Genomic DNA, 17,274 nt, shown 5'->3' on the forward strand with positions numbered 1-17,274 from the left:
CGACGTGATCTGGCGCGTGGCGAGGGCCGCGGCGAGGCCGCGTGGCCGCGATCGTTTGCTGGGGCCGGTCGCTGCCTGGCATGCGGAGACGCCGGCATGAATGCTCACGCGGCCGCTGAGCGTGATTGCAAGGACGCTACGCGCGTGGCATAGCGCCCCAATCATCATCGAAACAGCGCGCTTACGCCGCGGCAACCCGCTCGAGCGCGGTCTGCACCAGCCTCTGCAGCAACGGCTCGACGTTGCGCGCACGCGCTTCGTCATACGCGTACGGCATGTGCTCCTGCATATAAGTGCTCTGCGTCAACTCGAGCTGCACTGCGTGAATCTGCTGCTCAGGCTGCCCGTACTGGCGCGTGATATAGCCGCCCTTGAAACGCCCGTTCGCCACCGCCGTGTACTCGCCATGCTGCGCGACGATCTGCGCGAGCGTCTCGGCGATCCCCGGCGCCGCGCTCGCGCCGTTCGACGTGCCGAAGTTGAAGTCCGGCAGCCGCCCGTCGAAAAAGCGCGGCACCTGCGAGCGAATCGAATGCGCCTCCCACAGCAGCACCTTGCCGTGCTGCGCTTTCAGCGCCGCCAGTTCGCCCGCCAGCGCATCGTGATACGGCTGCCAGTAGGCGGCGCGGCGGCGCGCAAGTTCTGCCTCGTCCGGCAGGCGGCCGTCGCGATACAGCGGTTCCTTGTCGAAGGTGTCAAGCGGCAACAGCCCGGTGGTGTCCTGGCCCGGGTACAGATTGGCGCCGTCGGGTGGGCGATTCAGGTCGATCACGTAGCGCGCATACGTGGGCATCAGCAGCGACGCGCCGAGCCGTTGCGCGAACCCGTAAAGCCGGTCCAGATGCCAGTCGCAATCGTCGACGCGCGCGGCAACCGGCGTCATCGTCGCGGCGATGTCGTCGGGAATGCGCGTGCCCATGTGCGGAATCGAGATCAGCAAAGGCCGGGTTCCCCGCTTCAGCGTGAAAACCGGCAAGATATTCGAAGCAGTCATAGCAGTACAAGCTCCGGTAAGGCGAATTCGGTTATCGATCACAAAGACGCAAGCGCGGGCTTCGCGCGGCGCAGTGCGCGTGACATTCACGCGATGCGCATGTAGCGCCCACGCCATGCGCGCATCACGCACACGTTACGCCAGTAGCGCCGCGAGCGCCGCGCGGTACTGCGCATACGCGTGCGTCTCGTCGCGATGCTGCCGGTTCGTCACGACCTGCGTGCCACCCGCGAACACGTCGCGCACCGGCGTGTCGCCGTGCTCGCAGAACACGATGCCCGACAGCCACGCCTCAGGCCCATGTTCGGCGATGCTCGAATGATCCGCATCGAGCACGATCCAGTCGGCACGACGCCCCACTTCGAGCGCGCCGGTCGCGCGCCCGGTCGCGTGCGCGCCGCCATCCAGCGCGGCGGCAAACAGCCGGTCCGCCACATGCGCGGCGCGCTCGCCCGACAGCACGTTGCGTTGCCGGCGCACCAGCCGTTGACCGTATTCGAGCAAGCGTAGTTCCGCGCGCCAGTCGACGCCGATATGGCTGTCAGACCCCACGCCGAAGCGGCCGCCCGCCTCCAGATAGTCATGCGCCGGAAACACGCCGTCGCCGAGATTCGCTTCGGTGGTCAGGCACAGGCCGGCCACCGCGCCGCTGGTTGCGAGCGCAACGGTTTCGCGCGCATCGACGTGTGTCGCATGCACGACGCACCAGCGCGCGTTCACGTCGAACCGATCGAGCAGCCACTGCACCGGACGCGCGCCTTGTGCCGCGACACACGCATCCACTTCGGCGGTCTGCTCGGCCACATGAATATGCACCGGCGCGCCGGGCAACATCGCGTCGAGCCCGTCGAGCAACGCGCGCAACCCGTCTGCGGATACCGCACGCAGCGAATGCGGCGCGACGCCGTAGCGCAGCGCACCGTGTTCGGGTTGCGCGCGGCGCAGCGCATCGACGATGCGCAGCAAACTGTCCGGTGTATTGATGAAACGCCGCTGATCGTCGCGCGGCGCTTGCTGGTTGAAGCCCGAGTACTGGTACAGCACCGGCAGCATCGTGATGCCGATGCCGCTCGAATGCGCGGCATCGACGACCTGTTGCGCGAGTTCCGCTTCGTTCGCATAGCGGCTGCCGTCCGGCGCGTGATGCACGTAGTGGAACTCGCACACCGACGTATAGCCCGCTTTCAGCATTTCGATGTACAGCCAGCGTGCAATCGCGGCCAGCCCGTCGGGCGTGATGCGCGCGGCGAAGCGGTACATCAGGTCGCGCCAGCTCCAGAACGTGTCGGTGGCGCTCGCGCGATATTCGGTGAGGCCCGCCATCGCGCGCTGGAACGCGTGCGAATGCAGGTTCGGCATGCCGGGCAGCAATGGGCCGGCGGCTTTGCGCACCGCGGCGGGCGCGGCGCTATCGGGCGTCACCGCGGTCAGGGTGCCGTGCTCGTCCCACTGCAGCAGTACGTTGCGGCGCCAGCCGTCCGGCAGGAAGGCGTGGTCCGCGAACAGCGATCGGTTGGTCTGGTTCATGTTCGATGAAAGTTTCAGCTACTGCGTGACGAACCCGGCACGTTGCGTGTACACCGTGGCGCCCGCGCGCACCACGCGCGTACACAGCGGCCGGCCGATCCAGTAGGCCAGTTCGGCCAGCGTATCGACTTGCCACACCGCAAAATCCGCGCGTCGGCCGACTGCCAGCACACCGTGCCGGTCGGCCTTGCCGAGCGCGCGCGCCGCATGCTGCGTGACGCCCTTCAGCACCTCGGGCACGGTCATGCGCAACAGCGTGCACGCCATGTTCAGCATCAGCAGCAGCGAGGTGGCGGGCGACGTGCCCGGGTTGCTGTCGGTGGAGAGCGCGATCGGCACCTCGTAGCGACGCAGCAGATCGAGCGGCGGCAAGCGCGTCTCGCGGATGAAGTAAAACGCGCCCGGCAGCAGCACCGCTACCGTGCCCGCCTCTTTCATCGCGGCCACGCCGGCTTCGTCGAGATATTCGAGGTGATCGGCCGACAGCGCGCGGTAACGTGCCGCCAGCGCCGCGCCGCCGCTGTTCGAGAGTTGCTCTGCGTGCATCTTCACCGGCAGGTTGCGGCGCGCCGCGGCTTCGAATACGCGCTCGCTTTGCGCGAGTGAAAAGCCGATGCGCTCGCAGAACACGTCGACTGCATCGACGAGGCCTTCGTCGGCCAGCGCCGGCAGCATCTGCTCGCATACCAGGTCGATGTAGTCGTCGGCGCGGCCTGCGTATTCGGGCGGTAACGCGTGCGCGCCGAGAAACGTCGTATAGACCGTCACCGGATAGCGTTCGCCCAGTTGCCGCGCGACGCGCAGCATCTTGCGCTCGCTCGCCAGATCGAGGCCGTAGCCCGACTTGATTTCGATCGCGCTGACGCCGTCGGCGATCAGCGGTTCGACGCGCGCAGCGGCGGCGCGCAATAGCGTGGCTTCGTCGGCGGCGCGCGTCGCGCGCACCGTCGAGACGATGCCGCCGCCCTGGCGCGCGATCTCTTCATAGCTGACGCCCGCGAGGCGCTGCGCGAATTCGTCGGCACGCTGGCCGCCATAGACGAGGTGTGTGTGGCATTCGACGAGGCCGGGCGTAACCCATGCGCCGCCGAGATCTTCGCGTGGCCAGTCGCGGTAGCGCTCGGGCAGTCCGGATGCCGCGCCGAGCCATTCAATGCGGCCGTCCTGCACCGCGAGCGTGGCATCGTCGAGCGTGTCGTGCGGATCGCCCTGCGGGCAAAGCTTCAGGTGATGCCAGACGGTTTGCTTCATCGTGAGCTCGTCGGTGGTGACAGCGTGCTTTGGGTTGGCTTCAGGTTGACGTGATGCCGGGGCTCGTTGCAGACGCTTGCGACGGTCGTCGCAGTTCCAGTCGCACCGCAAGCACGGTGCCCATGCCTTCGCAGACGCAATGCAGCGCCTGCGCGTGGTCGATGCGCAGCGTGTCGCCGGTTGCAAGCTCAACAGGTGTCGCGGCGCCGGGTGTCACGCTCAGCGAGCCGGCTGCACAGAACAGCAACAGCGTGTCCGCCGTTACCGTGTGCGTGCCGGCATCGCGCCAGACGTCGATCTCGCCGCTTGCCGCGCCACGTCGCGCCATCAGGTTGAAATCGCGCGTCGCGCCGTCGACGAGGCGCGCATCGATGTTCGCCTCGCCGGTGAAGCGCGCGCTGTCGAACGGCTTCGTCAACGCGTGCGTGTGGAGTTGCGCATCGCCGATGTCACCGGCGTCACCGGTTTCGTCGAGCAACATGCCTGCGCCGGACAGCAGCACCAGCGTCCGGTCGATCCCCGCGAACCGCGAAAACGGCCCCGCCTGCGCAACATCGGCGACGCTGACGCGCCACACGAATGCATCGAGCGCCGCGCCCGGCGGATACGCCGCAATCTCGCGTGTCACGCCGCCGCCGTTCTTCCACGGCGCCGCCACGAGACTCGCGGCCGGAACCAGCGCGATCTGCATCGCAGGCGGTTGCGCGGTGTGCGGCATCGCGTTCAACGGCCGAGCATCGGCAGCTTCAAACCCGCAGTGCGTGCGGTATCGCGCGCCAGCTCGTAGCCGGCATCCGCGTGACGCATCACGCCAGTCGCGGGATCGTTGAACAGCACGCGGCCCAGACGCGCCTTCGCGGCGTCGGTGCCATCCGCGACGATCACCACCCCCGAGTGCTGGCTAAAGCCCATGCCGACCCCGCCGCCGTGATGCAGCGACACCCACGTCGCGCCGCCCGCCGTATTCAGCAGCGCGTTGAGCAGCGGCCAGTCGCTGACCGCATCGGAGCCGTCCTTCATCGCTTCGGTCTCGCGGTTCGGGCTCGCGACCGAACCCGTATCGAGGTGGTCGCGGCCGATCACGACCGGCGCTTTCAGCTCGCCCGTGCGCACCATTTCGTTGAATGCCTGGCCCAGGCGATAGCGGTCGTTCACACCGACCCAGCAGATGCGCGCCGGCAGACCCTGGAATTCGATGCGCTCGCGCGCCATGTCGAGCCAGTTATGCAGATGCGGGTCGTCCGGAATCAGCTCCTTGACCTTCGCATCGGTCTTGTAGATATCCTCGGGGTCGCCCGACAGCGCCACCCAGCGGAACGGGCCCTTGCCTTCGCAAAAGAGCGGCCGGATATACGCCGGCACGAAGCCCGGGAAATCGAACGCGTTTTTCACGCCCATTTCGAGCGCCATCTGGCGGATGTTGTTGCCGTAATCGAGCGTTGCCGCGCCGCGTTCCTGCAGCGTCAACATCGCTTCCACCTGTTTGGCCATCGATTGTTTGGCCGGCGTCACGATGCTTTGCGGATCGGTTTTTTGACGCTCGCGCCACGCATCCACATTCCAGCCCTGCGGCAGATAACCATGGATCGGGTCGTGCGCGCTGGTCTGATCGGTCACGCAGTCCGGCGTGATGTTGCGCTTCACCAGTTCCGCGAAAACATCAGCTGCATTGCCGAGCAGGCCGATCGAAACCGGCTTGCCGTTTTCCTTCGCGGCTTCGATCATCGCCAGCGCTTCGTCGAGCGTCTTCGCCTTTTTATCGACATAGCGTGTTTTCAGGCGCAAATCGATGCGCGTCTCGTCGCATTCCACCGCGATCATCGAGAAGCCGGCCATCGTCGCCGCGAGCGGCTGCGCGCCGCCCATGCCGCCCAGGCCGCCGGTCAGGATCCAGCGCCCTTGCGGCTGGCCGCCGAAATGCTGGTTCGCGACCGAGTAGAACGTTTCGTAAGTGCCTTGCACGATGCCCTGGCTACCGATATAGATCCAGCTGCCCGCCGTCATCTGGCCGTACATCATCAGGCCTTTGCGGTCGAGCTCGTGGAAGTGGTCCCACGTCGCCCAGTGCGGCACCAGGTTCGAATTCGCCAGCAGCACGCGCGGTGCGTCCGCATGCGTGCGGAATACGCCGACCGGTTTGCCGGACTGGATCAGCAGCGTCTCGTCGTCGTTCAGGTCCTTCAGCGACGCGAGGATCTGGTCGTAGCAATCCCAGTTGCGCGCCGCACGGCCAATGCCGCCATATACCACGAGCGCATGCGGATGCTCGGCCACTTCGGCATCCAGATTGTTCTGGATCATCCGGTACGCGGCTTCGGTCAGCCAGCTCTTGCAGGTCTTCTCGCTGCCGCGCGGCGCGCGGATCGTGCGCGATGGGTCCAGGCGCGGATCGACGTGTTTCGGGTTGTTCATGGTGTTAGGCCTCGCGAATAGGGAAAAGCAGCGAAAAGCAATGAAAAGCAAGCGCGCGACAAGCGGCGCGAATTCAGTTCAGAAATGTCCGGTGAAGCGATAGCGGCTGCCCGGATGCCACAGATTGGCTACCGACGCGACCACGCCCTGCGACCACGTGCGCCGGTGCAGCACGAGGCAAGGCTCGGCGGCGTCCATGGTCAGCAGGCTGCGGGTGCCGCTATCGGGCGCGGCCGCTTCGATCCGGTACTCGACGCGCTGCAGCGGCGCCACCCGCACGAGATACTGGTTCGGCGTGGTGTTCGTGAAGTCCTGCAGCGCGTAGTCCGGCGCGACCGCGGGATTGACCCAGCGTTCTTCGAGCTGCACCGGCTCGTCGTTTTCGAAATGCAGCACGCGCGAATGGAAAATGTCGTCGCCGGCGTGCAGTTGCATTTCGGCAGCGAGCTCGGTGCTTGCCGGTGCAATGCCGATCGACAGCACGTTCGCGTGATAACGATGGCCGCGCGCGGCGATTTCATCGGAGATGCTGCGAATCGCTACCAGCGTCGATTCGTACTTCGGCCGCGCGACGAAGGTGCCCGAACCCTGCACGCGCGTGAGCACCTGTTCGGAGGTCAGTTCGCGCAGCGCGCGGTTCACCGTCATGCGCGCGACGCTGAATTCGCGCGCCAGCTCGTTTTCCGACGGCACCTGGTCGCCCTCCGCCCATTCGCCCGCATGAATGCGCGCGAGGATGAAGTCCTTGATGCCCTGATAGGCCGGCGAACTCATCTCAGCGGGCTTCGGAAGGGAATGCGAGCGGGCTGTGAGCGGCGATCGCGCCGGCTTGCACGAGGCGCGCGATGGCCGCGATATCCGGCGCGAAATAGTGATCGAGCTCGTAGTGCGCCACTTCGTTGCGCACCGCTTTCATCACGCGTTGCAGCGCCGGGCTGGTGTGATGCGGTGCGCGCAGATCGACGCCTTGCGCCGCGGCGAGCAGTTCGATCGCGAGAATGTTCGCGGTGTTTTCGGCGATGTCCGCCAGTTTGCGCGCGGCGAAGGTGGCCATCGACACGTGGTCTTCCTGGTTCGCCGACGTCGGCAGCGAATCGACCGAGGCCGGATGCGCCAGCGTCTTGTTCTCCGACGCGAGTGCGGCGGCCGTGACGTGCGCAATCATGAAGCCCGAGTTGACGCCGCCATCCCGCACGAGGAACGGCGGCAGACCCGACAGCGTCGCGTCGATCAGCAACGCGATGCGGCGTTCGGCGAGCGCGCCGATTTCCGCCACCGCAAGCGCGAGATTGTCGGCCGCGAACGCCACCGGCTCGGCGTGGAAGTTGCCGCCCGACAGCACTTCGCCGGTATCCGGGAAGATCAGCGGGTTGTCCGACACGGCATTCGCTTCGATCAGCAGCACGTCGGTGGCGTGGCGCATCTGGTCGAGACACGCGCCCATCACCTGCGGCTGGCAGCGCAGGCTGTACGGGTCCTGCACCTTGCCGCAATCGCGATGCGACAGGTTGATCGCCGAGCCGTCGAGCAGCGACCGGTACGCGGCCGCCGCATCGATCTGCCCTTGATGACCGCGCAATTCGTGAATGCGTGCGTCGAACGGCTTCACCGAACCGGCCGCCGCATCGACCGACAACGCGCCCGCCACCAGCCCGGTGCGGAACAGGTCTTCGATCGCGAACAGGTTGTACAGCGCCAGCGCGGTCGAAGCCTGCGTGCCGTTGAGCAGTGCGAGGCCTTCCTTGGCCTGCAGCGTCAGCGGCTTCAGGCCGACCAGGCGCAGGCCCTCGGTGGCCGGCATCCGCTCGCCCTTGCTGAACACTTCGCCTACGCCCAGCAGTGCTGCCGACATATGCGCGAGCGGCGCGAGGTCGCCCGAGGCGCCGACCGAACCCTTGGCCGGAATCACCGGCAGCACGTCGGCGTTGAACAGCGCAATCAGCGCGTCCATCACTTCGCGGCGAATTCCCGAATGGCCGCGGCCGAGGCTCGACAGCTTCAACGCCATCAGCAGGCGCACCACCGGCCGCGACAGCGGCTCGCCGACGCCGACCGCATGCGACAGCACCAGATTGCGCTGCAGCAGCTCGAGCTGGTCATGCGGAATATGCGTGCTGGCAAGGCGGCCGAAGCCGGTATTGATGCCGTACGCGGGCTCGCCCTTCGCGGCGATGTCGCGCACCGCCGTCGCGCACGCGTCGATCGCGGCGAAGCTGGCGGGGTCGAGTTCGAGCGTGACCTGCTCGCGCGCGATCTGGCGGAGTTGCGGCAGGTCCAGGCGGCCGGGCGTGAGGATCATGATCAGGCGTTCCTGTATAGACAAGTTACGTCGCAGTCTAGCCGCGCGCAGTTGTATATACAAGTTGTTTTTGTGCCGTTCAGCCTGGGGTTTTTACCGAATCGGTATGTCAGCGCGGCACCGCCATTCTTGATTTCAAATCAAGTTTCATTTGTGGCTGGACGGGTTTTTGCACGAATCGCTTCGACCGATACTGTGTGCCATATCGTGTTTCCCGTATTGCTTCCGTATTGCTTCCCTTGTCCAGGAGGACTTGATGAACATCTTCATAACCGGCGCTTCCGGCTTTATCGGTGGTTCGATCGCAGCGGGCCTCGTGCGCGCCGGACATCGCGTGAAAGGCCTGATCCGCAAACCCGAACACGCAGCCGAACTCGAGCGTCTGGGCATCGTGCCCGTGATCGGCTCGCTCGACGACCGCGCGCTGCTGATCAAAGAGGCGCAAGCCGCCGACGCCGTGATCAATGCGGCCGACAGCGATCATCGCGCAGCAGTCGAAGCGCTGATCGAAGGCCTCGCGGATTCCGGCAAACCGCTGCTGCACACCAGCGGTTCGAGCATCGTCGGCGATGCGTCAGGGGGCGAACTCGGCGCGGCCAAAATCTATCGCGAAGACGCATTGCCCGAGCCGACCGCGGACAAGGCGGCACGCGTGGCGATCGACCAGCTGGTGCTGAACGCCGCGCAGCGCGGCATCCGCTCCGCGGTGCTGTGCAATACGCTGATCTACGGCAACGGCGCGGTCAAAGGCAGCGCCAGCGTGCAACTGCCGCGGCTCGTACGTCAGGCGCAAAAAAGCGGCGTGGTGCGGCATGTCGGCAGCGGCGGCAATATCTGGTCGAACGTGCATATCGACGACGTGGTCGAGCTGTATCGCCTCGCCCTCGAGAAAACCCCTGCCGGCACGTTCTATTTTGTCGAGAGTGGCGAAGCGTCGTTCCACGACATGAGCGTGGCGCTCGCCGATGCGCTCGGCCTCGGCGCACCGCAAGCCTGGCCGCTTGACGACGCGATAGAGGAATGGGGCTACGAAATGGCATCGTACGGGCTCGGCTCGAACAGCCGGGTGCGTGGCACGCGCGCGCGTGAGCAGCTCGGCTGGCAGCCGCAGCGCACGTCGGTGGTCGACTGGATCCGGCACGACATGACGCATGGCGCCGCGATTGCTTAGGGATGTTTAGCAGGCTTCTTTAGCAACGGCTTGAGCGGTTGCCTTGCGGCCGTATAACGCGCCTTACATTCGCGCGTTTTCAGCGTTGCAAATCCGTAAGCTCGTCTCGCTAGAATCGTTTGTACTGAATAAACGATTCGACCGGGCGAGCCCGGATTTAATTGATGTTGCTCGCGCTAAACTTCGATTGGCTTACCAACCTGCTTGCGATTCTCTTTCTCGTCGCGTGCCTGTACGACATGCGCTACGACGAGTATGGAACACTTACGCTTGCGGCAGCCGCTATGGGCTTGATCGTCATGGCGATCCATCTGTTTCTGAGGCCCGCTTTCGAAATGTCCTTGTAGGCAGGCAGGCTTTCATCCTTAACACGTCCGTCAAGAAAAATAACGGATGCGATACGCCGCTGCGGCACATCGCATCCGTGGAGGAAACTTCGCGGCCGTGCGCGGCGCATACCGGCAACGCATTGCGACGCACGCACGCATGGCGTGTACCGCGAAGCGCACCGTGCACATCGCACATCACGCAGCACGCGCCACCGCATCAGATCGCCCAGCCGCCCAGATAGAACGCCGCCAGCACGATCGCAATCGCGACCGTTCCGACATTCAGCTTGCGCCATTCGCCTGACACCACGCGGCCGATCACGAGCGTGCAGAAGCCGAGCATGATGCCGGTCACGATGTTCGCCGTCAGTACGATAAACACCGCGCATACGAGGCCGGACATCGCATCGACCGAATCGTCCATATGCAGCTTGCTGACGCTCGACAGCATCAGCAAGCCGACATACATCAGCGCGGGCGCGGTCGCATAGGAAGGCACCAGCGCAGCCAGCGGCGAGAAGAACATCACGACCAGAAACAGCAGGCCGACCACCGCGGCCGCGAGGCCGGTCTTCGCGCCGGCTGCAACGCCGACGGTCGATTCGATATACGCCGCGGCCGGCGCACCACCCATGAAACCGGAAAAGATCGAGCTCAGCGAATCCGCCGTCAGCGCGCGGCCGCCGTTGACGATGCGTCCGTTCGCATCGAGCTGGCCAGCCTGCCCCGCGACCGCGCGGATCGTACCGGTCGCGTCGAACACCGCGGTCATCACGAGGGCGAGTACGCTCGGCAATACCGCGAGCGACAGCGCGCCCTTCAGGTCCATCGCGCCGATCAGCGACGCATGGCCCGGCGCACTCAGCGAAGGCAGCGCGAACACGCCGTGAAACGCGACGGCCGGATCGAGCAGCAGGCCGAGCGCGGAGATTGCGACGATCACGATCAGGATCGCGCCCGGTACGTGGCGCCGCACCAGCCCGAAAATCGCCGCGAGCCCGACCACCGACATCAGCGCCGGCAGCGCATTGAGGTGGCCCAGCGCAACCGGCAGCCCCGGCCCCGGATTCTTCGTGACGAGACCGACTTCGTTGGCCGCGATCAGCAGCAGAAAGAGTCCGATGCCGATGCCCGTGCCATGCGCGACGCCCGCCGGCAAATTGCGCAGGATCCACGCGCGCACGCCGGTCACCGAGATCGCGGTGAACACCACCCCCATCAGGAAGACCGCGCCGAGTGCGACGGTCGGATGCAGCCCCTTGCCGAGCACGAGGCCGAACGCGGTGAAGGCGGTCAGCGAAATCGCGCAACCGATGGCGATCGGCAGGCGCGCCCACAGGCCCATCAGCAACGAACCGAACGCGGTGGTCAGGCATACCGCGACGAACACTGCACTGGTGTCGAAACCGGCCTTGCCGAACATGCCTGGTACGACGAACACCGAATAGACCATCGCCAGAAACGTCGTGATGCCTGCGACGATTTCCTGGCGCTGCGTGCTGCCGCGCGCGGAGATCTGGAAGTAGCGGTCGACCAGACCATCGCCGTAAAGCGTGCCGCTACCGCTTTCGTCTGTGTCTGCGACCGGCCGCGCGGCGACGTAATGCGCCTTTGAATCCATCATGATATGAGTGCCTCCTTTATCAGCAAGCTGAAACGACCTCGAGGGCGGCCGTCGTCAGGTTGGTCTCGTTGAGTTGTGGCGCGCGGTGCACCGCGCTTGTTGTGGCGCGCGGTGCACCGCGCTTGTCGTGTGTTGCTGCGCAGGTTAGGGGAACACAAACAGCGCGCCCATCGCGGCGCGGGCATGCCTGGCATCTCGCGATGCATATAGCCCCGTGCGCACGGCATAGACAGCCCGCAGGCCGGGTGTTTACACCTATCCATGCAACGGGCCAAAACCGCGCGCGCACCGCACGCACAGGCGCGGCCGGCGAGGCGTGGCCGGCGCCGCTGTTACACTCTGTGCGCTGACACGTTTCTGATCGCGACGAATACGATGCCTTCACGCTTCCCCCACTGGCCATGGAGTCCTTGTCGATGAACGGCGGTTCCCTGCGCCCGGTTTTCCGTCTCCTGCTTCTGGCCGTGCTTGCGGCCCTCGCACTATCCGGCTGCAGCGTCTTCGGTCCTGCGGAGCAGTCGCCTGCGCCGATCGTCGAAGCAACCGCGAGCCCGGTCGAACCGCCGGCTCCGCCGCCGGTCGTCGATACCGAACCCGAGCCGACCGAACCCGCCGAGCCCACGCAGCCCAAAAAGCCCAAGCGTGTGATCGTCAAGCCGCATAAGGTCGAGCCGCCTCCGCCTCCGCCGCCCCCACCGCCTCCGCCGCCGCCCCCGCCGCCGCCGCTGGTGGTGACGCGCACGATCGACCGCGCCAGCGTGCGCGGCGTGCTCGACAGCGAAGTGCAGCGGCCCGACAACAAGGTGATCGGCCGCGCGGTCGACCTGACCACCGATGCAAGCGGCACGCCGCGCGAGCTGATCGTGAATCTGCAGGGCTTCATGGGCGTCGGCGACCGCAAGGCCGCGTTCCCGTGGAGCGGATTCCACTTCACGCCATCGTCGAAAGGCCCGCCGATCACGTTGACGCTGCCGCAAAACCAGATCGCGGCATTGAACCGCTCGAAGCCGTCGGCGTCGCTCGGTACGCCGCTGGCCGGCATCGCCGCCACGCCCGACGTGCCGCCCGGTCAGCTGCAACTGCTCGACACCGACGTCGAGCGACCCAACGGCGCCAAGGTCGGCCGCGTGATCGACGTGCTGGTGGACGGCAACGCGCAGCCGCAGGCGGTGGTGCTCGACGTGAGCGGCATCATCAATCCGGACCGGCGCTCGATCGCGGCGAACTGGTCGGCGCTGCATTTCACGATCAAGGACAAGGCGCTGCACGCGCTGATGGATCTGAACGACGCGCAGATCAAGGCATCGCCGAGCTATGAGAGCGGCAAGCCGGTGCTGGCGGTGTCGCCGGCGCCGCCGGCGGCAGCCACGGCGACTGCGGCGGTGAGCGCCAGCGCGGCGCCGGCCAGCAGCACGCCGCCGCCCGCGGCCTCGGGTGCGCCACCGGCTTCGCCGGCTGCGGCGACGGCGTCTTCCGCGCGGCCTGCCCGATGACGAACCGCCTGATGGTCACCGCACGCAGCCTGCGCTCGCTCGACTGGCTCAACTTCTTCGTCGCCAATGTGCAGACGGGCTTCGGTCCGTTCATCGCGTCGTATCTGGCCACCCACAAGTGGACCCAGGGCGAGATCGGCCTCGCGCTCAGCGTCGGCACGATCAGCGCGATGGTGAGCCAGGTGCCGGGTGGCGCCGTGGTCGACGCGCTGCGCAACAAGAAGGCGGCCGCGGCATGGGCCACCATCGCGATCATCGCGAGCGCGATCCTGCTCGCCACCAGTCCGACCGTGCTGCCGGTGATGGCCGCCGAAGTGCTGCACGGCTTCGCGAGCTGCATGCTGGTGCCGGCGATGGCAGCGATCTCGTTCGCGCTGGTGGGCCGCCAGAACCTGGGCGACCGGCTCGGCCGTAATGCGCGCTGGGCGTCGATCGGTAGCGCGGTAGCCGCCGGCTTGATGGGCCTCGTGGGCGAGTATTTCTCGGCGCGCGCGGTGTTCTGGCTGACCGCCGCGCTGGCGATGCCGGCGCTGTTCGCGCTGACGATGATCCGCATGCCGCAGGCACTGCCGCGGCATCAGCATGCGCCGGCGCCGCCGCCTGAAGAGCGTGAAGAACCTGAAGAACGCGACGACCTCGACCAGCGCGACGCGCGCGCCGCTGTGGACAGCGACGACGCATCCGCCGCATCGGTTGCGGCCACGCCTGCCGCCGAGCCGGAACAGCGCGAGTCGATCCTGAATCTGCTGCGCGACCGCCGCCTGCTGATCTTCGCCGCGTGCGTGGTGCTGTTCCATCTGTCGAACGCGGCGATGCTGAACCTCGCGGCCGGCGAAGTGACGGCCGGCATGGGCGACAACGTGCAGCTCGTGATTGCCGCGTGCATCATCGTGCCGCAGGCGATCGTCGCGATGCTGTCGCCGTGGGTCGGGCGCACGTCGCAGCGCTGGGGACGCCGGCCGATCCTGCTGCTCGGCTTCTCCGCGCTGCCGCTGCGCGCGCTGCTGTTCGCGGGTGTCAGCAGCCCGTATCTGCTGGTGCCGGTGCAGATGCTCGACGGCATCAGCGCGGCGGTGTTCGGCGTGATGCTGCCGCTGATCGCCGCCGACGTGGCCGGCGGCAAGGGGCGCTACAACCTGTGTATCGGTCTGTTCGGGCTAGCGGCGGGGATCGGTGCGACCTTGAGCACGGCACTCGCGGGCTTCGTCGCCGACCGCTTCGGTAGTGCGATCAGCTTCTTTGGGCTGGCGGGTGCCGGCGCGCTGGCAGTGCTGCTGGTGTGGACGGCGATGCCGGAGACGCGCGATTCGGATGCGCAGAGCAAGAGCGCGGCGCTGCCGGAGGCGCAGTAAATAGCTGGATCGCTGTGCAGAAACGAGGTGGATGGAAGCCGGGCTTGCGCCCGGCTTTTTTTCGCGCCTGGTTGCGGCTCGGCTACACCTTTTCGATCACGCGCAGGCCGATGTCTTTCGGCTTGCGAAACGCCGAAGCGATCTTGTCGCACTCCGCAACCGTCACGCCGAGCGCTTCGAAATGCATGCGCCATTCGCGCACGACAGCGGACAGATGCACGATGACCTCTGCCGCCGCATGCCGCAAGATGCCGAAGCTCCCCGCCGCCGACAACGCATTGTCCAGTGTCGCAAGGCGCCCTGCCGCTGGGCCGACACCCAGCACCAGAAATCGCTCCGTGCCGAGTTGCGGCTTGGGCACCACATCGTACAGATCGGACAGCCGCCAGCCTTGGTGCGCGCCATCCCAGACGAACGCATGATTGCGCAGGTGATCGTCGTCATTGGTGACCAGGATGTTGAACACCATGCGTCTGAACAGTTCGAGCTTGTCTTCAGCGACGAAGCCGCTTGCGCCCAGCGCGCCGAGCGTGTCGGCCAGATCAGCATAAGCGGCCGCACCCGCATCGAACTCGTGCATTTTCAGCATCGTCAACGCACTCACCACGTGACGCTTGCCGAGTTCTCCCTTTGGCAGCGGCACGCGGTCGAAGCGCTCGATCAGCATCACGTCGCGGCCGTCGGCCAGCTGGATCAGCTGCGTCTGCGGCACGCGCAGCCCGCACAGGCGTGCGAGTTCGAGCGTGGCGCGCTCGACCATGGGCACGTTGAAACTGTCGCGAAACGCCGGGAACTTGGCGACCCATTGCCGGCCGCGGTCGCGCAGCACGGCCTTCGGACGCGCGCCGCCGAGCGTCGCACCGACCGCGAAGAGCGCCTGCAGATTGCGTGGCACGCGTCGCCCCTGCTGAATCAGCATCGCAGCATCGAGCAGATACGACAGTTCCTTCAGCTCCGGCAGCTTGCCGGCCTGAGCGGGCGCGGCAGGCGAATCGCGGAAATCGAGCGCGCCGGTGCGGTGCGGACCTGCGTTAGCAAGGTAAGCGGTTTCCGGCAGGCTATCGGGCTCGGCCTTCAGCATGTTCTCGATGACGCGTCGCCCCCAGGAATCCGGCGCGGCGTCGCGGATCGCGCCGAACAGTGCAAGACCGGGCGGTGGCTGGAACAGCGTTTCCTTGTTGCGGCGCGCTTCGTCGAGCGGCAGGCTGACCGGGTCGACCGCAAGCGCCTGCGCGCGCTGCAGATACTTGTTGCCGTAGACGAATGCCGCCCCGACCGGTTTGATGCCGTCCTCAAAGACCTCGAGCTTGCCTGCGGGTACCGCGTCGGCCATGCCTTCGAGCGCGATGAAGACGTATTTGCTCCATGTCGTGGCGGTAGTGACAGTAGTGGCGTTAGAAATCGTACTCACCTGTATCGGCTGCGGACTTGCTGCGGGCCCGCTTGCGAGCGCCAGCAGCGCGCCGCGCTTCGCCGAGCACGTCGCTCTGCCGGTTGGCGAGCGGCTCCAGCAGGCCTAGCAGGCCGGCCCGCTCGAACGCTTGCAGCCAGGCCGCAAAACCGACGGAAACATCCCCTTTTTCGATGCGCACCAGCGTGCTCGGGCTGATGTTCGCGCGCTCGGAAAAGTCTTGCCGCGTCATGTTGCGCGCGATACGAGCCGCGGCAACCGCGTGCCCGAGGGCGGTAGCGCGGCGCTTTACGTCGGCGGAGGCAAAGTCCTGATTGTTGCGCTTCATTTTGTCATATCTGACATGTAATGGCAGATAAATAGTCAGTATAGACAAAAAATGATGCACGTCAATTAGTCATGGCAAGCCATGTTGTCATATCTGACACATTAAATGGTTTAATTAGTCAGATATGACTAATTTTATGCTTCTGGAGATGCGTGTGCCGAGTCGCAAACCGTCAATCCAGCAACTCCCCCGCCCGCTGGCGCAGCGCGAGCCCGAAATCGTCCAGCCAGCCGATCGCGAGGCGCCAGCTTTGCCAGTACAGATCGACGTCCAGCGGCCGGTCCGGCAAGAGTTCGACCAGTTCGCCGCGCGCCAGGTGCGGCCGCACCATCCGCTCCGGGCACATGCCCCACGCGAGCCCCGCTACGCACATGCGCACGAACCCGTCGACGTGCGGCACCCAGTGCAGCGGCGGATTCACCTCGGCGCGCGTGATCTTGCGCATGAAGCGCGTCTGCAACTCGTCCTTTGGATTGAAATAGACACACGGCGCGCGGCGCAGCGCGTCGCGCGTCGGCCCGTCCGGGAAATGGCGCGCGCGAAATGCCGGTGCGCACACCGCGCGGTAGCGCATCCGCCCAAGGCGCGTCGAACGGCAGCCCTGCACCGGTTCCGCTTCGGTGGTCACCGCGCCTTGCACGCTGCCCTCGCGCATCAGCCGTGCGGTGTGGTCCTGGTCGTCGATCACCAGATCGAGCAGCATCTCGCGCTCGATGCAGAAGCCGGCAATCGCGTCGACAAACCATGTGCCGACGCTGTCGTCGTTGACCGCCACGCGCAGCGTCGGCCAGCGCTGCCCGTGCGCGCCCGGCAAGGCCGGCAGCGGCCCGGCCAGCTCGGCCTCCAGCACCTGCACGCGCTCCGTGTGCCGGCACAGCAGTGCACCCGAAGCGGTCGCCACGCACGGGTTGCCGCGCTTCACCAGCACGCTGCCCATCCGCTCCTCGAGCAGCTTCACGCGTTGCGATACCGCCGATGGCGTGACGTTCAGCTCGCGCGCCGCGCGCTCGAACGAGCCGTGGCGCAGCACGGCTGCAAGCGCATCGAGCAAGGCATAGTCGAGCATTAGCGTTCCTTATGCGG

The 17,274-nt window shown here is 66.2% G+C and carries 15 protein-coding genes; 4 read left to right on the forward strand and 11 right to left on the reverse strand.

Annotation, left to right across the window (positions count from 1 at the left end):
* Positions 1-181: 181 nt before the first annotated feature.
* The 7 genes from hutG to hutH all read right to left on the reverse strand — a co-directional run bounded on the left by hutG (position 182) and on the right by hutH (position 8,483).
* On the reverse strand, positions 182-994 hold the full coding sequence (gene hutG, locus ACYVNQ_RS06195) for an N-formylglutamate deformylase (protein WP_460901484.1): 813 nt from the start codon (positions 992-994) through the stop codon (positions 182-184).
* A gap of 135 nt (positions 995-1,129) precedes the next feature.
* Entirely contained in the window at positions 1,130-2,521 is a 1,392-nt protein-coding gene (locus ACYVNQ_RS06200; protein WP_460901486.1) for a formimidoylglutamate deiminase, read from the reverse strand.
* An 18-nt stretch (positions 2,522-2,539) separates the two neighbouring features.
* Positions 2,540-3,772 (reverse strand): imidazolonepropionase, encoded by a 1,233-nt coding sequence (hutI, locus tag ACYVNQ_RS06205; protein WP_460901488.1) that lies wholly within the window; start codon positions 3,770-3,772, stop codon positions 2,540-2,542.
* A 40-nt stretch (positions 3,773-3,812) separates the two neighbouring features.
* Positions 3,813-4,490, reverse strand: coding sequence for a HutD/Ves family protein (locus ACYVNQ_RS06210; protein WP_460901655.1), 678 nt, complete (start codon positions 4,488-4,490; stop codon positions 3,813-3,815).
* Positions 4,491-4,495: 5 nt separating this feature from the next.
* Positions 4,496-6,184: a urocanate hydratase gene (gene hutU, locus ACYVNQ_RS06215; protein ID WP_460901490.1), complete on the reverse strand. Its 1,689-nt coding sequence runs from the start codon at positions 6,182-6,184 to the stop codon at positions 4,496-4,498.
* Between the two features lie 78 nt (positions 6,185-6,262).
* Complete coding sequence (hutC, locus tag ACYVNQ_RS06220) at positions 6,263-6,958, reverse strand: histidine utilization repressor (RefSeq protein ID WP_460901492.1); 696 nt, start codon at positions 6,956-6,958, stop codon at positions 6,263-6,265.
* A 1-nt stretch (position 6,959) separates the two neighbouring features.
* Positions 6,960-8,483, reverse strand: a complete 1,524-nt coding sequence (gene hutH, locus ACYVNQ_RS06225; RefSeq protein ID WP_460901494.1) for a histidine ammonia-lyase — start codon at positions 8,481-8,483, stop codon at positions 6,960-6,962.
* 256 nt (positions 8,484-8,739) lie between these two features.
* Here hutH and ACYVNQ_RS06230 point away from each other — a divergent pair, with 256 nt between their 5' ends.
* Complete coding sequence (locus ACYVNQ_RS06230) at positions 8,740-9,654, forward strand: NAD-dependent epimerase/dehydratase family protein (RefSeq protein ID WP_460901496.1); 915 nt, start codon at positions 8,740-8,742, stop codon at positions 9,652-9,654.
* A 164-nt stretch (positions 9,655-9,818) separates the two neighbouring features.
* Complete coding sequence (locus tag ACYVNQ_RS06235; RefSeq protein WP_134196596.1) at positions 9,819-10,001, forward strand: hypothetical protein; 183 nt, start codon at positions 9,819-9,821, stop codon at positions 9,999-10,001.
* Between the two features lie 199 nt (positions 10,002-10,200).
* Here the strand turns inward: ACYVNQ_RS06235 and ACYVNQ_RS06240 are convergent, their stop codons facing one another.
* Positions 10,201-11,604 (reverse strand): NCS2 family permease, encoded by a 1,404-nt coding sequence (locus tag ACYVNQ_RS06240; protein WP_460901657.1) that lies wholly within the window; start codon positions 11,602-11,604, stop codon positions 10,201-10,203.
* A gap of 419 nt (positions 11,605-12,023) precedes the next feature.
* Between ACYVNQ_RS06240 and ACYVNQ_RS06245 the strand changes: the two genes are divergently transcribed.
* Both ACYVNQ_RS06245 and ACYVNQ_RS06250 read left to right on the forward strand, forming a co-directional pair.
* Positions 12,024-13,100, forward strand: coding sequence for a PRC-barrel domain containing protein (locus ACYVNQ_RS06245; RefSeq protein WP_460901498.1), 1,077 nt, complete (start codon positions 12,024-12,026; stop codon positions 13,098-13,100).
* Positions 13,097-14,452, forward strand: a complete 1,356-nt coding sequence (locus ACYVNQ_RS06250; protein ID WP_460901500.1) for an MFS transporter — start codon at positions 13,097-13,099, stop codon at positions 14,450-14,452. The genes ACYVNQ_RS06245 and ACYVNQ_RS06250 overlap by 4 nt, the downstream gene beginning before the upstream one ends.
* Before the next feature lie 82 nt (positions 14,453-14,534).
* On the opposite strand, the gene ACYVNQ_RS06255 is transcribed toward ACYVNQ_RS06250, so the two are convergent.
* From ACYVNQ_RS06255 to ACYVNQ_RS06265, 3 genes are all read right to left on the reverse strand, one after another.
* Positions 14,535-15,863: a type II toxin-antitoxin system HipA family toxin gene (locus ACYVNQ_RS06255; protein ID WP_460901502.1), complete on the reverse strand. Its 1,329-nt coding sequence runs from the start codon at positions 15,861-15,863 to the stop codon at positions 14,535-14,537.
* Entirely contained in the window at positions 15,847-16,251 is a 405-nt protein-coding gene (locus ACYVNQ_RS06260) for a helix-turn-helix domain-containing protein (protein ID WP_460901504.1), read from the reverse strand. Before ACYVNQ_RS06260 ends, ACYVNQ_RS06255 begins: the two co-directional genes overlap by 17 nt.
* A gap of 112 nt (positions 16,252-16,363) precedes the next feature.
* Positions 16,364-17,257 carry a LysR family transcriptional regulator ArgP gene (locus ACYVNQ_RS06265; protein ID WP_460901506.1) on the reverse strand — a complete coding sequence of 298 codons (894 nt, stop codon included), beginning with the start codon at positions 17,255-17,257 and terminating at the stop codon, positions 16,364-16,366.
* Between the last annotated feature and the right edge of the window lie 17 nt (positions 17,258-17,274).

The sequence above is a fragment of the Paraburkholderia jirisanensis genome, from assembly GCF_054782355.1.